Below are 12,627 nucleotides of genomic sequence, written 5' to 3' on the forward strand. Positions count from 1 at the left end.
AAAACGGGGGACACCCATGTGGATGTCCCCCGTAGATGGAGAGAGATTGAAGCGCCGCGGGATTTGCCCAACGGCGCGGTATTGCTTACGGGGCCTTCGACAGCTCGATGGCACCGCGCGGAGCCAGGATGCCGTGACCCAGCGCGTACTTCGCCAGCATCAGGGTGCCCTGCTTCTCGCCCTGGTACACGTCCTCCAGGGACAGGTCCAGCAGCTTGAGGGTGCCGACCGCCGAGCGGTGGAAGATCACGCCCACGGTGTCCGCGAAGTTGCCGCGGTACTTGGCCGGGATCGAGGCCAGGGCCGACTCATCGACACGCGGCATCGCGTTGATCTTCACCAGCGGGATGCGGGCGACCGAGGAAATGATCGCCTGGCCGTAGGAGCCGTTCGATTCCGCGTTGATGTCGCGGTCGATCAAGTCCTTGTTCTCGGTCAGCAGATACCACTGAGCCGGGGCCAGTGCGCCAGTGAACTCCTGCGGGTTGTCCGGCAGCAGCTTCTCGTCGAACAGCATGCGGGCGTTGCGGAACGCATCGGCCAGCACGGTCGGATCGGAGGCCATCGTGGCGGCCTTGATGATGGCACCACCCGGCTGGCCTTCGACCTTGCCTTCGGTGGTACGAGCGGCCAGGATCGCGCAGCGCAGCTCGTTCTGCATGCGCTTGAGCGCCAGCTCCGCACCCTGCTGACGGGTGTACTCGGAACGCACGTCGTAGTGGTTCATCGCCTCGTCGATGTTGGCGATGAAGGCGTGCGAGATCAGCATCGGATCGAGGGTGATGATGGTCTCGTTGTGCTCGACCACCAGGCCCTTGATCTCGGTGCCCGGCACATGGTACTCGGAGCCGATGGTGCCGACGTTCGGGAACGAGGCGGACTTGCCGCTCTCGATGTTGCGCACCGACACGCGGCCGTCCAGCTTGTAGTTCTCGACGAAGCTGGTGATGGTTTCAGCAGTGTAGTTCTGCTTGAACAGCGCCCAGGCGTCGCCGTTGGCCTGGGCTTGACCCAGGCGGGAGGGGATTGCGTCCGACATTTAGTCCTTGCTTGAGGTTGAGTGGATTACTTGAACAGCGGCGACACGGCCAGGCGGGCGGAGACTTCCGCGCGGTAAGCCGGATCACGGTGGTAGCGCACATCGCGCATCGCTTCGACGACCTGCGCCTGCGACTGGAACGGCTTGGGGCCTGCATCGGCGTTCGATGCGGTCTTGCCATTCAGAAGGCGGCCGTTGCCGCCACGGAGGGCGACGAGGCCCTGGACTGCCAGCGCTGCGCGGCCGGCGTCGCCGGACTGCACCGCTTCGTTGAACGCCCGCTTCTGCTCGGCGCTCAGGTTGGTCTTAGCCCACTGGACCAGGCCGTCGTAACCGGCCTTGCCACCTGCGGGCGAGTAGACGGCGTTCTCGTAGGTCTGCACGCGAGCGCGCAGGCCATCGACGTACACGTCCACCAGCTCCTTCGGATAGCCCGCGTCCTGGAGCTTCTTGTAGCTCTCCTCGGACAGCGAGCCGTTCGAGTTGAACTCGGTGGCGAAGTCGTCCAGGTTCAGGCCAGCCCGCGCCAAGGCGTCACGCGCGTCATCCGCGGTGGCGTCGTCGATGGTCGCGGGGCCGCCCTTGCCACCCTTGTCGTCGGCTGGCGTGCTCAGTTGTGCGTAGGCGGCTTCCAGCTCCTCCACGGTCTTGTACTTGCCGCCGAACAGGCGCTCGCCATCGGTGCCACCCTGCGCGCCCGGTGCGGGCTGCTGGGTGTCCTGGGAGTTCTGCGGCGGCTGCTGACCTGGGGTCGGCTGGCCGTTGATGCCGTCAAGGCTGACGGTCACTTCGGACTTGCCCGGCTGCGACATTACTTGTCCTCGGGCTTGTAGTTGACGATGACCAGGCCGTTCGTCTTGCGGGTGATCTCGGCCTTGCCCTTACGCTCGACGCTCGGAGCCTTCGGGGCTTCCTTGGTCGGCTTGGCGGGCTTCTCGGTGGTTTCGTTCGACATTGCGTCCTTCTCGGGGTTACGGGGTTTGGGTCATCGCTGAGGCGATATTCGGAGCGGCACGGACCATCGCCTCCTGCGCCGAGGCGTCCTGCTGCTCGGCAGCAAGCTCGTCGTCGGAGCGGATCAGGCCCTTGGTGGAAATGTCGGAAGCGGCGGCCAGTCGGGAGATCGCCTCGCCACTGTTGAGGCGGCGCGCCTTCTCCTCTGCGCCGACAAGCGCATCCACTGCCTGACCGAACTCGATCAGCTTGTTCAGGTCGTGGCCGCGGCCGAGGGCGGCGATGCCAACGGTGATGCGCGGCTTGATGAGTTCCTGCGGCAGCTCGGGCAGGCGACCCTGCTTCTGGAGCTTGTGCAGGCGGCGGCGGATCAGCGGCAGCAAGAGCTGCTCGCCCGACATCGCCATGAAGCCGCTGAGGGCGTCGTCGAGTTCCTGGGTGAGCACCCGGATTTCGTAGGCGGTCACGCGCTCGCCGGGGCGCTGCACGGCGGACTTCACGCCGAAGATCAGCTCCAGCGAGTTCGCCAGCCCTTCGGCCTCCTGACGCACGAAGTTCAGGTCGTAGGCTTTCTGGAGCTGGAGCGTGGTCACGTCGCTGGCCTCGCCACGCAGCACCGCGCCGGACTCGGCCTCGGTGAGCTGGCGCTCGCGGATCGTCGAGGTCGGCTTGAGGAACATGATGATCTTCGCCAGCGCGGCGGCACCCTTACGGATCGCCTTGCGCAGCGCCTCCAGCGACTCGAACGCGCCCACGTAGTCGTAGACCAAGCCCTCGCCGTAGTCGTCCACGAGGGACGGCGGCGCGCACAGGGGAATCCACGGGCAGGCGTCGATGGGGTAGGTGCCCACGGTCTCGGGGACTTCGACGCCCTCGACCTCCTGGACCACTTCCCACTCCTTGCCATCTTCCGAGCGACGCACCCAGGTGTAGAGGTTCACGTCGTCGTTCTTGGTCTTTTCGTCGCGTTCCTGGGCGAGCTTCTGCATCACCGCCGCGCGGATCGAGTCCGGCAGCATGGCCGGGGCGATCTTGTCGAGCGTGATGATCTCCAGCACGTTGCCCAGGCCGTCGCGGTCGGTCACGTAGGAGGTCAGCGGATACAGCTTAGGCTTGCCCTCGTCGGGGTCGTAGAGCAGGAAATTGCCGAGGACGATGGCGTGCTTGGCCGCCTCGCTGAGGACCGGGCGGACGCCGCTGGTCTCCAGGTCGTTGACGATGACCCGCTCCACGTCCACCAGCGCGGCCTCCAGTTCGGAGGTCTCCACGCCAGCCTGCTCGGCGATGTTCTCGGCGACTGCCTGGTCAGGCGCGAGCTTGAACACCGAGGCGTTCGGCGGGAGCCAGGCCAGCACGATCTTCGAGGCCAGGGCGTTGACGCACTTCGGGCCGGTGTCGATGTAGGCGGAACCGGGGGTACGCGATTTCGCGCCCTCGTCCACCCACAGGCGGGGCAGGGTAACCTTGGCGCAGCGCTTGGCGCGCGTCTCGGCTTCTTTGCGGTTGGACTTGAGATCGCCGTAGCGCTTCGCGGCCGTCTGCTTCTCGGCCGAGGTCTGCTTGGCGTCAGCCATTCGGAATGGTCAGTCCTTGGTACTGCGTTGCGTTGTTCAGGTCCAGTCGGACCTTGGACTTACGCCGCTGATCGGCCGCGTGGCCGGTCGGCTGGGTGTCCTGGCGGGTCAGCAGGATCGGGTCTTTCTCCTGCTGGTCCGGCATGTTGGGCTTGCTGCACATGATTAGCGGGCGCGGTGCTCCATCTGCTCGACCTTCCGCAGCGCCTTTAGCCGGAGGATCAGGCGGCGCTCGCCCTGCCGGAGCAGGAACTCCTCCTTCGGCTTGGCGGGGTCGTAGATCACTTCGGGGTGCAGTTCGTCCAGGAGGTCGATCAGGTCGTAGGAGTGCAGAGGGATTTGCATAGAACTCCTGGGTTATGAATAGGTGGGGAAACTGTCGTTTCCCCCGATGATGACCACTAAACCCTTAGAGTCGGGCCAGCGATTCCGCGACCATCCGCAGGCGGTGGATCGGGCCGTTGTTGTCGATCACGGTGTCGATCAGGTCGCCGTGGACGCCTGCCTCGGAGGCATGCGCCGAGACCGGGGCCGCGCTGTCGCGGAGCACCTGGACCACCTGGCCGCCCCACTCACGGATGAACTGCGCCTCGTTGTCGAAGCGAACGTCCGACACCACGACGCCAGCAGCGCCGTCGCGGCGGGCCTGACGGATCTTCTGCGCGACCACCTTGACCCACAGGTCGCGGTCGATCATTTCACGGCCCCACTCGGTGCCCACGGTCTGCATCAGGCGGCGCGGGGTCTGCCCGTTGAGCCAGTCGAGCGGCTCCTCCTTGAGCGGGCCGTCCTCCATCGCGGACACCGGCAGGCCGGTGATGTCCGCCACGAAGGCGCGGATCGGGGCCGCGAAGGACAGCTTCACGAAGCCGTGGTCGCTGACCAGGAACTCGGCCAGGGTGTCTTTGCCGCTGCGGGCGCGGCCGGTGATTCCGATGATCTTCATGGGGACTCCAAAAGAGAAACCCGGCCTTAGCCGGGTACAATTCGTGTTCGTTATGGAAGGAGACAGGTATGGCGAGTTCTACGCCGAGTAACACAAACGGAGCGGAAATCTCTGAGCTTGCACAGAAGCTCTATGGCCTACAGGAGGCGATGGATGCGCTCGTGGCATCAGGGCAAGCACAAGGAATTCAGCGAGAGCGCTACGATGCGGCCAAGCAGCTCATCACAGATAAGCTCACTGAGTTCAGCTGCACGTATGAAACGTTGACTACGCCGAAGGCGATCCAGCTTTGGGTTTTCAATAGCCGAGAACCCGTAAGTCGGAATCCGTCAGAGATTGCACACTGGAAGCAGTTCTACGTGGACGAGTTGCGGTAAGCAGGATCAGGTGGCTTGGTTGTCGTCAGGCGAAACACCGGGCGATCAGCCAAGCCGCGCCAGCAACGCCGACAGCGGCCGGCCACAGCTTGACGCTGCCAGCCGAGCGGTACAGGGTGCGTTCGAGGGTGTTGAGGCTGCGCCACCACAGCCAGGCAGCGCCGTAGGCGACGAAGGCGAACAGCACGGCCAGCACGGCGACGATGGTGATGAACAGGATCAGGGTTTCCACAGCTTCACTTCCTTGGTCTTGGGGTTGTAGTCGCCGTAGCGCAGGATTCGCGCGAGGCGTGCTTGGCGGATCGCATCGTGCTTCGACAGCGGCTCGGTGCCGCCGCGGGGGATGCGGGTGGTGTAGGTGGTGACGACGGTGTTCCACAGCGCGCCGAGGTGCTCCTCGACGGACGCATCGCGGTACGCCTCGTGGATGGGCATGAGCAGCTCGTCCGCGCCCTTGTGGCCGATGCCGGGGAAGCCGGGGTAGTTATCCACCTGGTCGCCCGTGAGCACCTGCTTCATCCAGAACAGGTCAGCGTCGTGAGCCGAGATCGGCCGGACGCCCACGTCGGGACGGTTGGGGTTGTAGAGACGGATGCCGGGGATCGTCTGCATGTCCTTGTCGATGGACACGACGATGCGGCTGCCTGGCGCGCGCTTCGGATTCGGGTGCGAGGCCAGCAGCCCCAGCACGTCGTCACCTTCCAGGTTCTCGATCTCCACGATCTTGTCGCCGAACTCGTCGTAGACGAACTCGTCGAGCACGTACCACAGGGCAGGCTTGTCCTTGCTGGCACGGTTGAGCTTGTAGGTTGGGTCGATGTCCTTGCGGAAGTTGTGCTTCTTGCAGGACAGGGCCAGCAGGTAATCACGCGCGCCGAACTTCTCGACGATCTCGTCGATGTAGTCCTCCAGCTTCGCCTTCGCGCGCTCGGGCTGGATCGCTTCGACCTTGTTGCCGTCGCCGTTCCAGTCGATGTTCGCGGTGTTCGAGAACGCGAGCTGGTAGCGCAGCACATCGGCGTCGATCAGTAGCAGGGGGCCGCGCTTGTTCATGCGTCCACCCACTGCCATCCCAGGAACGCCAGCGCGAACCAGCGGTGCAGCCAGTTCGGACGCTCCCGGACCTGCACGAAGAAGTTGCCGCCAATGACCCAGGAACCGGCCGCCTGCGGTGGCCGATAGGTGACGTAGGAAGTCATGGCCGCTTCTCCGGGTGGCGCTCATACCACGCCTGTAGCTCGGCGGCGTAGCGCTTCATTCCGGCCTGGTACTCCGGGCCGTCGCCGAGCGGGTACTCGTGCTCGTCGCACACGAAGTCGGTGGTCGGGATGGTGTACGGAATCTGCGTGCAGGAGTTCCCCGTACACATCGACTGCCACATGATGATGTAGGAGTTCTCGCTGTGCCCTTTCAGGCACGAGCCATAGTCCGCACTCGGCGGCCAGGGCTTCATATCGCACGCAGCGAGGCCAGCACACAGCGCCAGGATCAGGAGAGCGCGCTTCATACCATGCTCTCGTGTACGGCGACCCAGCACTTCTCGCTAACGCGGCGGATGAAGTAGGTCGCGGTGCTCCACTCCACGGGGCGCAGCATGCGCTCGGTGCAGCACGGGCACTTGGCGTTGTAGGCATGAACCTCGGGCTGGTGTTCGAGCACAGCCACGCGGTAGGTGGTACACGGATCGATCACGCGGACATCGCCGTCAGCGGGGCCGCCAATGAAATGCACGCGAAGCCGGTTCTCGTTCATCGGTTCGATTCCTTGAGGACTTCCAGGGCGCTCGCCTTGTCGGCGTTGCAACGCTGGAGGCCGTCCTCGGCGTTGCCGCCGAAGCGGTAGAGGTCGTAGGTGGTGGTGGTCGGGTCAGCCATCACGGCGTCGAGTGAGGAGTGCGTGCCCTCAATGACGGTCGGCTGGAGGAACTGCTCCGGCACGACTTTCGAGGTGTGCGCGGCGCAGCTCGTCAGGAATGCGGCGAGACAGGTAATCGCCAGTTTCCGGGTCAGCATTTGCTGCAATCTCCACAGAGCGGTTGGTGGTGGCGCGGGCGTTCCGCAGCGCTGCATCGAAGGCAGAGCGGCGCACGGCTTCGCGGTTGAGGGTCTCGACGGTCTGCTTGAGGTCGGCCAGTTCCTTTGCCGACTCCTCCAGCTCCGTCACGCGCTGGGCCATTGCGGTGTACTTCCAGGCTGCGAAGCCGCCTGCCGCGAGCGCGGCAACGACCAGCAGCGCCGCGAGGGCGCGCAGGATGTTGGTTGGGTTCATCGGTTCTCTTGGACGTAACAGGCGACTCGCAGAAGCTCCGAGGGAGTCGCGTCGGACTTGATCTGATTCGCGCGTGCGGAGATCACGCGCACGTTGCCCCGGACGTAGCCGAGGTCAGGTTCGATGCGGTCGAGCGTGGGTGAGTTGGGGCCTTGGGCCTTGCGCCCGACAGCGCGGTACAGCGGGATGCCCAGTGCCGGGCAGAAGTCGGGGACCACGATGTCGTCCGACGTGAGGTCGAACGGCAGTCCCTTCCTAGCTGCCCGGCGTTTCGCTTGGCGCACCAGGGCGAGTGCAATGTCCCGCTTGCCGCGGGTCAGTGCGTCTCGGCCCAATTCCTTCCGATCTTGAACTCGCCATCGAGCGGACAGCGGAAGCCGAAGTAATCGCCAGCCTTGCGGATGGCAGCCTGGGCGGTCTTGCCCACGAACTCGGCCTTGTCCTCGTCCACTTCGATTTGCCACTCGTCATGGACGTTGGCGAGGAACTCGTAGTGGACGCCCGGCACCAACCCTGCGGCTTGCAGGTCGGCGTCGAGGATCACCAGGGCTTTCTTCATCACCAGCGCACCGGCCGACTGGAGCAGGGTATTGAGCGCGGCGTGGTCGCTGCGGATGTGCAGCTTCCGGCCGTCGAGACCGATCAGGTATCCCTTCTCGGCCGCGCGCTTCTTGACCCCGCGTACCAGCTTCTCCAGCGCAGGCAGCCCGGCCAGGAACTTCGAGCGGAGCTTCGCCCCGGCCTGGCGACCCTTGCCAACGATGGAGCCGAGCTTCGCGTCGCCTGCCCCATAGAGGAAGGCGTAGATGAAGGTCTTGGCGTTGTCGCGGGTTGGCAGTCCTGCCGCCGATTGGTTGACGGAGTGGATGTCGCCTTCGAGGATGACCTTGGCGTACTCGCCGCCGTCGTGCTTTGCCATGAAGTGCGCCAGGCAGCGCAGCTCCAATCCCGAGGCGTCCGCGCCGACCTGGAGCTTCCCTGTTGGGACGCAGAACAACGAGCGGCACTCGAATCCGTAGCCGCCTTCCTGGCCCTTGAGGATTCCCTTCTCCTTCGAGTGCTGGACCTTCGGCACCTGAGCGATGTTCGGCTTCGAGTGCGTCATGCGGCCGGTCACCGCTGCGTTCTGATTCACGCTGCCGTGGATGCGGCCGTCCTTCTTGATGGCCTTGAGCCACGCCTCGTCGCCTTCGGCGAGCTGGCCGAGGCGCTTGTTGACGATGAAGTGCTCCAGCAGGAGCGGGATGATCGGGAACTTGAGCGCGCCCAGGACTTCTTCGTCGATCTTCGGCTGGCCCTTCTCGGTGAACTCCTGGGGCTGCCAGCCGTACATTGCAGTCAAGCGGTCAGCAATGTGCTGGCGGCTTGCCGGGTTGAACACCACGTCCTTGTAGGTCGTGACCTCCACGCCCTTGACGTAACCGCGGCGCTTGTCGTCGCGCTTCGGTACGAACTTGCGCTTCACCACCTTCCACGGCGGAATGACCTTGCGCAGCTCGGCCTCCAGCGCAGTGCGCCGGGACACGAGGATGCACTCCAGCTCACGCGCCTTCTCCTGATCGAACAGGTAGCCGTAGCGCTGCTGACGCGAGAGGATCGGCGCGACGGCCTGCTCCAGCTCGATGGCCTCGGTAGGGAGGCCCTTGCTCATCAGCAACGCGAACAGCGCTTGCGTGACCGCAACGTCCTGGTCGCAGTAGTCGTCCATTTCCTGAGACCACTGTGCCCAGGGATCGAGGCCGCGTGCGGCCATCTGCGCCGCGTAGTCGCCTTTCCAGCGACCGAGGCGGTAGCCCCACGCTTCGAGGGCGTGGCGGCCGATCAGCTTGCCCGGCAACACCGGGTTCGCTCCCTGCTTCTTGCGGGCCTTGAAGTCGCGGTCCTTGAGGTCCGGGTAGACCAGCGTGGACATCAGCAACGTGTCGAAGTACGCCTGGACCTTGAAGTCCGGGAACACCTTGGCGATAGCCGGAATGTCGAATCCGGCGATGTTGTGGCCGACAACGCGCTTGGCCTTCTTGAGCCTCTCGACGGCCTGACGGACTGTCATTTCGCCCGTGCCGTGATCGTTGGCGGACAGGATGGGACCGCGCGGTGCGCCGGTCTCATCTACCTCTTGGAGGGAAATGCAGTGGATCGTGTCAAGTTCGTCGAGGAGGCCATTGGTCTCGCAGTCGAATACGAGGATCAACGGCGGTCCTCCTTACGGGTAGCCGTGGTTGGTTACGGGGATTGCGCGGACGCGGCGGCGGGCGCGGAGGATGTACTCCGGCTCGGGGGCCTTCGGCGGCGTGTGGACGCCCTGCGGCGCGTGGCCGGGGAAGTCGTCGTCCTCGAACAGTTCGTCCTGCTCGGGCTGGTCGGGATGCAGCGTGTAGCCGTAATCCTCGACGTAGTGCGTGATGCGGCGGATGGTGCGCTCGGTGCCGTTGTTGTTCAGCACGAACAGCAGCTTCTCCGATGCGTCGGCAACCGCGCCTTCGAGGGATACGACCACCACCTCGTCGGTGCTGGGTTCGTAGATGGCGACGTGGGCGCAGCACCGCAGATCGAACCGGGCGCAGTGCTCGTGCGGCGTACCGAACTCGAAGCCGATCAGGCTCACGAGGTGACCCTCGGGCGAGCGGAAGTTGCGGATGCCGTTCGGAGCGGCCTCGCTGGTCCAGTCGTTACGGCCGCTCAGGTACGCGGCCACGTAGGTGTAGCTCGCCAGTGACACGAAGAAGCAGTCGATGTCCTTGATTTCGGTCCCGTCGTAGAACGCGCGCAGGCTTCCGCCACCCAGGATCACCAGGTGGCGGACTTCGGCCGGCAACACGTCGAACAGGGACCGAGCGTGTTGCTCGGCAGTCATGGTTGGTCCCTTAGCGGATCAGGTTGGTGAAGCGCTCGGCGACGCGCAGGGCGCGCTCGGCTTCTTCCTCGTGCTCGTCGGCCTGCGAGTGCAGGACATCGGCCTTGTCGCGCAGCGTCGATGCGGTGGCGATGCGGTCGGCGCTGATCTTGAACAGCTTGTCCACCTGGCCCTCCAGCACCTTCACCACGTCGGTCACGGTGTCCTTGCGGAACGGAGCGGTCAGCAGGTCGATTGCGATGGCGACGATCTCTTTCATTGGGGTAGTTCCTCGGCTTTGATGTGGATGACCACGCGCCGCCCAGGCTTGCCGTACATGACACGGCAGGCTTGGTCGGAGCGCGGGAGTTGGTAGGGGAGAACGAGGCTCTCAGCGAAGGAGAGCGGCGCATCAGCTGGGATGAAGCCGACGACCGAGCGGCCGTCAGTAGTCGGAGGTGGATACATCGGATGACTCGTCGGCGAAGTCGCCGTATTCGCCCGGAGCATCTGCATTGAGCAGGCGGCCGGATGCGTGGTCGTAGCTGTAGTAGAGAACCTGGCCGTTCGACTGGCCGGTGAAGCGATCCTTTAGGACGCGGAAGGTCGTGCAGTTGCGCTCGGCCTCGTTCTCGGCCTGCGTGTTGCGCTCCAGGCCGAACGCGAAGTGCGTCCAGAAGCCAATCGCGCGGCTGCCCTTGAAGTGGCGGAGCATCACGCGCCCGCCTTCCTCGTGTGGCTTGCCTTCCGGCGTGGCGAGGTGCGAGACCAGGTAGATGCAGATGAGGTGGCGCTGCGCGAACTGCGCGATCTTCGCCATCGTGTCCTCCAGCATCTTCCGCTCGTCCTCGGCACCGGCCGCAAACGACGTGAGGTTGTCGAGGACGATGTGCTTGACGCCCTCGGCGACGACCATGTGGGCCATCTTGGCTTCGATCACGTCCCACTCGGACGAGCCGAAGTGGTCGTAGATGAACACCTGGCCCTTGTCGAGAATCTCGAACGCGGCTTCCAGCTCCTCCTGCGTCCAGCTCCCATCGGGGACGTGGAAGCGGCGGCCAGCAACCTTGCCTGCCATGCGCTTCGCCGTCTCGACCGGCTGCTGCTCCAGGAAGAACAGGCCAACGCGGTCGCCGGTTTCCTGCGCGATGAAGGCTGCTTCCTCCATCAGCCAGTCGGTCTTGCCGATGCCGGTGCCCGCGCCGAAGGTGTAGACCTCGCCGTACCGCTTGCCGTAGGTCAGCGCGGTGAGGCGCGGGTCGTGCCAAGGCATGCCCATCGAGACCGGCTTGAGTGCCTTCTCCTTGAGGGAGCCGAACGTCACCACTCCATCGGGGCGCTTGGTCTGCGCTTCGTAGATGGCGCGGGTGATCGCCTCGGCATCGCCACGCTGGAGCAGCTCGTTCGGGTCTTTCGCCGGGAGCTGTGCGATCTTGGCCTTGCCGGGAGTCAGCAGCAGCGCCACTTCCTGCGCGGCGGCTTGGCCCGGTTCGTCCATGTCGAACATGAGCACAACCTCGTCGAAGCCGTTGACCCACTCCAGCTCGCGCTTGATGGACTTGGCCGCGCCTTGCGCTCCGTTCGGAACGGACACCACCGGCCAGCGGAGGCCGAGTGCCTGCGCCACGGAGAGCGCGTCGATCTCGCCTTCGGTGATGACGAGGCGTCGCCCCGGTTCGTAGAGGTGCTGGCCGAACAGCCCGCACGCCTTCGAGTCGCCGATGAATGAGAACTTCTTGTCGGGGTAGCGGAGCTTCTGCGCGACGATGCCGCCATCGCGCTTGTAGTTGGCGATCTGCACGGTCTTGCCGTGCTTGTCCTTGCCGATCCAGTAGCCGTACTTACGGCATGCTTCCTCAGTGATACCGCGCTTCGCCAGGGCTTGCGGTTCACCCTTCGCAAAGTCGCTCATGGTTTTCCTGCTGGTGGGTTGAGAGACCTCCTCGCCTTCGGCTGGCTCGTAGTGACCGCAGCCGAAGCAGTAGCCGTGCCCGTCGCTGTAGCGCGCAAGGTTGTCCTTGCTGCCGCAGTTCGGGCACGGCTCTTTGTGGAGGTATTCGGAGTCAGCGCTTTGCACGCTCCACGGACCACATGCGCTTGCGGTAGGAAATGCCGAGGCGACGATTCAGCGCACCCTTGACGGTGCGGCCCAGGCCGCGGAACGGCTTGTCGGCGCGCGCCCATGCGCGCTCGAAAGCCAGGCGCATCGCGGACGGAATGACGGTGGTAGCGGTGTTGGTCATGCGTTCTTCTCCAGCAGGAACTTGGTGAATGCGGCGACTTCTTCGGTCGCATCGTTGGCGTCGAGGCCCAGCTCGTCGGTGCAGTAGTTGCGATACAGCTGGAGCAGCGCATCGACGCGGTACTGCTTCGGAGCGCGGCGCGCTTCCAGGAGCGGAGCCTTGCTGCGGCGCTGACGGCGCGACAGGCGATAGCGCGTGTACCGCTGCCCCGAGGCGTCCTCGCAGGTCTGCGTTTCGATCTCGAAGCCAGCAGCGCGCAGCTCATCGACGCGCGAGGCGAGGCGGCGGATGCGGTAGACGCCTTCGGCCTGCCACGAGGTCAGGTGCGAGTGGCGACGCAGGTGATCCAGGACGACCTGGGTTTGCGGGGGCAGCGGTTTCACGTTGGGTTCT

Annotated in this window: 22 protein-coding genes; 1 reads left to right on the forward strand and 21 read right to left on the reverse strand. The window is 64.8% G+C overall.

The genetic code is table 11. The features are described 5' to 3' along the window. Positions 1–85: 85 nt before the first annotated feature. From N5D91_RS00700 to N5D91_RS00730, 7 genes are all read right to left on the reverse strand, one after another. Positions 86–1,039 carry a phage capsid protein gene (locus N5D91_RS00700; protein ID WP_005412403.1) on the reverse strand — a complete coding sequence of 318 codons (954 nt, stop codon included), beginning with the start codon at positions 1,037–1,039 and terminating at the stop codon, positions 86–88. Between the two features lie 26 nt (positions 1,040–1,065). After that, complete coding sequence (locus N5D91_RS00705) at positions 1,066–1,851, reverse strand: capsid assembly protein, putative (protein ID WP_005412404.1); 786 nt, start codon at positions 1,849–1,851, stop codon at positions 1,066–1,068. Further along, positions 1,851–1,994, reverse strand: coding sequence for a hypothetical protein (locus N5D91_RS00710; RefSeq protein ID WP_004154577.1), 144 nt, complete (start codon positions 1,992–1,994; stop codon positions 1,851–1,853). Before N5D91_RS00710 ends, N5D91_RS00705 begins: the two co-directional genes overlap by 1 nt. 16 nt (positions 1,995–2,010) lie before the next feature. Next, positions 2,011–3,567 carry a portal protein gene (locus N5D91_RS00715; protein WP_005412405.1) on the reverse strand — a complete coding sequence of 519 codons (1,557 nt, stop codon included), beginning with the start codon at positions 3,565–3,567 and terminating at the stop codon, positions 2,011–2,013. Then, entirely contained in the window at positions 3,560–3,712 is a 153-nt protein-coding gene (locus tag N5D91_RS00720; protein ID WP_005412406.1) for a hypothetical protein, read from the reverse strand. Before N5D91_RS00720 ends, N5D91_RS00715 begins: the two co-directional genes overlap by 8 nt. Before the next feature lie 20 nt (positions 3,713–3,732). Then, positions 3,733–3,912 (reverse strand): hypothetical protein, encoded by a 180-nt coding sequence (locus N5D91_RS00725; RefSeq protein ID WP_005412407.1) that lies wholly within the window; start codon positions 3,910–3,912, stop codon positions 3,733–3,735. 64 nt (positions 3,913–3,976) lie between these two features. After that, entirely contained in the window at positions 3,977–4,513 is a 537-nt protein-coding gene (locus N5D91_RS00730; protein ID WP_004154581.1) for an adenylate kinase, read from the reverse strand. A gap of 68 nt (positions 4,514–4,581) precedes the next feature. On the opposite strand from N5D91_RS00730, the gene N5D91_RS00735 reads away from it, so the two are divergent. Next, positions 4,582–4,890: a hypothetical protein gene (locus N5D91_RS00735; RefSeq protein WP_032961816.1), complete on the forward strand. Its 309-nt coding sequence runs from the start codon at positions 4,582–4,584 to the stop codon at positions 4,888–4,890. 25 nt (positions 4,891–4,915) lie between these two features. On the opposite strand, the gene N5D91_RS00740 is transcribed toward N5D91_RS00735, so the two are convergent. From N5D91_RS00740 to N5D91_RS00805, 14 genes are all read right to left on the reverse strand, one after another. Beyond that, complete coding sequence (locus tag N5D91_RS00740) at positions 4,916–5,122, reverse strand: hypothetical protein (protein WP_005412408.1); 207 nt, start codon at positions 5,120–5,122, stop codon at positions 4,916–4,918. After that, positions 5,110–5,943 carry a hypothetical protein gene (locus N5D91_RS00745; protein WP_004154583.1) on the reverse strand — a complete coding sequence of 278 codons (834 nt, stop codon included), beginning with the start codon at positions 5,941–5,943 and terminating at the stop codon, positions 5,110–5,112. The genes N5D91_RS00740 and N5D91_RS00745 overlap by 13 nt, the downstream gene beginning before the upstream one ends. Next, a complete protein-coding gene (locus N5D91_RS00750) occupies positions 5,940–6,089 on the reverse strand; it encodes a hypothetical protein (protein WP_005412410.1) in 150 nt (49 codons plus the stop codon). The genes N5D91_RS00745 and N5D91_RS00750 overlap by 4 nt, the downstream gene beginning before the upstream one ends. Further along, positions 6,086–6,397, reverse strand: a complete 312-nt coding sequence (locus tag N5D91_RS00755; RefSeq protein WP_043033722.1) for a hypothetical protein — start codon at positions 6,395–6,397, stop codon at positions 6,086–6,088. Before N5D91_RS00755 ends, N5D91_RS00750 begins: the two co-directional genes overlap by 4 nt. Further along, the gene (locus N5D91_RS00760; protein ID WP_005412412.1) at positions 6,394–6,642 is read right to left on the reverse strand and encodes a hypothetical protein; all 249 of its coding nucleotides are present in this window, start codon (positions 6,640–6,642) and stop codon (positions 6,394–6,396) included. Before N5D91_RS00760 ends, N5D91_RS00755 begins: the two co-directional genes overlap by 4 nt. Beyond that, positions 6,639–6,764, reverse strand: coding sequence for a hypothetical protein (locus N5D91_RS00765; protein WP_005412413.1), 126 nt, complete (start codon positions 6,762–6,764; stop codon positions 6,639–6,641). Before N5D91_RS00765 ends, N5D91_RS00760 begins: the two co-directional genes overlap by 4 nt. 28 nt (positions 6,765–6,792) lie before the next feature. Next, positions 6,793–7,158 carry a hypothetical protein gene (locus tag N5D91_RS00770; RefSeq protein WP_005412414.1) on the reverse strand — a complete coding sequence of 122 codons (366 nt, stop codon included), beginning with the start codon at positions 7,156–7,158 and terminating at the stop codon, positions 6,793–6,795. Next, a complete protein-coding gene (locus N5D91_RS00775) occupies positions 7,155–7,493 on the reverse strand; it encodes a hypothetical protein (protein WP_050483582.1) in 339 nt (112 codons plus the stop codon). The genes N5D91_RS00770 and N5D91_RS00775 overlap by 4 nt, the downstream gene beginning before the upstream one ends. Further along, positions 7,475–9,349 carry a DNA polymerase gene (locus tag N5D91_RS00780; RefSeq protein WP_049417451.1) on the reverse strand — a complete coding sequence of 625 codons (1,875 nt, stop codon included), beginning with the start codon at positions 9,347–9,349 and terminating at the stop codon, positions 7,475–7,477. The genes N5D91_RS00775 and N5D91_RS00780 overlap by 19 nt, the downstream gene beginning before the upstream one ends. A gap of 12 nt (positions 9,350–9,361) precedes the next feature. After that, positions 9,362–10,012, reverse strand: coding sequence for a hypothetical protein (locus N5D91_RS00785; protein WP_005412416.1), 651 nt, complete (start codon positions 10,010–10,012; stop codon positions 9,362–9,364). A 10-nt stretch (positions 10,013–10,022) separates the two neighbouring features. Next, on the reverse strand, positions 10,023–10,271 hold the full coding sequence (locus tag N5D91_RS00790; RefSeq protein WP_005412417.1) for a hypothetical protein: 249 nt from the start codon (positions 10,269–10,271) through the stop codon (positions 10,023–10,025). Between the two features lie 165 nt (positions 10,272–10,436). Continuing rightward, positions 10,437–11,903: a toprim domain-containing protein gene (locus N5D91_RS00795; protein WP_005412418.1), complete on the reverse strand. Its 1,467-nt coding sequence runs from the start codon at positions 11,901–11,903 to the stop codon at positions 10,437–10,439. 151 nt (positions 11,904–12,054) lie between these two features. Then, the gene (locus N5D91_RS00800; RefSeq protein WP_004154591.1) at positions 12,055–12,234 is read right to left on the reverse strand and encodes a hypothetical protein; all 180 of its coding nucleotides are present in this window, start codon (positions 12,232–12,234) and stop codon (positions 12,055–12,057) included. Next, complete coding sequence (locus tag N5D91_RS00805) at positions 12,231–12,617, reverse strand: helix-turn-helix domain-containing protein (RefSeq protein ID WP_004154592.1); 387 nt, start codon at positions 12,615–12,617, stop codon at positions 12,231–12,233. Before N5D91_RS00805 ends, N5D91_RS00800 begins: the two co-directional genes overlap by 4 nt. Positions 12,618–12,627 lie beyond the last annotated feature (10 nt).

The sequence above is a fragment of the Stenotrophomonas sp. GD03794 genome, assembly GCF_029842145.1.
GTDB lineage: Bacteria > Pseudomonadota > Gammaproteobacteria > Xanthomonadales > Xanthomonadaceae > Stenotrophomonas > Stenotrophomonas riyadhensis.

Coding starts and splice junctions, on each gene's coding strand:
- N5D91_RS00700 (WP_005412403.1), bottom strand. CDS start 1,039: ATGTCGGACGCAATCCCCTCCCGCCTGGGTCAAGCCCAGGCCAACGGC.
- N5D91_RS00705 (WP_005412404.1), bottom strand. CDS start 1,851: ATGTCGCAGCCGGGCAAGTCCGAAGTGACCGTCAGCCTTGACGGCATC.
- N5D91_RS00710 (WP_004154577.1), bottom strand. CDS start 1,994: ATGTCGAACGAAACCACCGAGAAGCCCGCCAAGCCGACCAAGGAAGCC.
- N5D91_RS00715 (WP_005412405.1), bottom strand. CDS start 3,567: ATGGCTGACGCCAAGCAGACCTCGGCCGAGAAGCAGACGGCCGCGAAG.
- N5D91_RS00720 (WP_005412406.1), bottom strand. CDS start 3,712: ATGCCGGACCAGCAGGAGAAAGACCCGATCCTGCTGACCCGCCAGGAC.
- N5D91_RS00725 (WP_005412407.1), bottom strand. CDS start 3,912: ATGCAAATCCCTCTGCACTCCTACGACCTGATCGACCTCCTGGACGAA.
- N5D91_RS00730 (WP_004154581.1), bottom strand. CDS start 4,513: ATGAAGATCATCGGAATCACCGGCCGCGCCCGCAGCGGCAAAGACACC.
- N5D91_RS00735 (WP_032961816.1), top strand. CDS start 4,582: ATGGCGAGTTCTACGCCGAGTAACACAAACGGAGCGGAAATCTCTGAG.
- N5D91_RS00745 (WP_004154583.1), bottom strand. CDS start 5,943: ATGAACAAGCGCGGCCCCCTGCTACTGATCGACGCCGATGTGCTGCGC.
- N5D91_RS00750 (WP_005412410.1), bottom strand. CDS start 6,089: ATGACTTCCTACGTCACCTATCGGCCACCGCAGGCGGCCGGTTCCTGG.
- N5D91_RS00755 (WP_043033722.1), bottom strand. CDS start 6,397: ATGAAGCGCGCTCTCCTGATCCTGGCGCTGTGTGCTGGCCTCGCTGCG.
- N5D91_RS00760 (WP_005412412.1), bottom strand. CDS start 6,642: ATGAACGAGAACCGGCTTCGCGTGCATTTCATTGGCGGCCCCGCTGAC.
- N5D91_RS00765 (WP_005412413.1), bottom strand. CDS start 6,764: ATGGCTGACCCGACCACCACCACCTACGACCTCTACCGCTTCGGCGGC.
- N5D91_RS00770 (WP_005412414.1), bottom strand. CDS start 7,158: ATGAACCCAACCAACATCCTGCGCGCCCTCGCGGCGCTGCTGGTCGTT.
- N5D91_RS00785 (WP_005412416.1), bottom strand. CDS start 10,012: ATGACTGCCGAGCAACACGCTCGGTCCCTGTTCGACGTGTTGCCGGCC.
- N5D91_RS00790 (WP_005412417.1), bottom strand. CDS start 10,271: ATGAAAGAGATCGTCGCCATCGCAATCGACCTGCTGACCGCTCCGTTC.
- N5D91_RS00795 (WP_005412418.1), bottom strand. CDS start 11,903: ATGAGCGACTTTGCGAAGGGTGAACCGCAAGCCCTGGCGAAGCGCGGT.
- N5D91_RS00800 (WP_004154591.1), bottom strand. CDS start 12,234: ATGACCAACACCGCTACCACCGTCATTCCGTCCGCGATGCGCCTGGCT.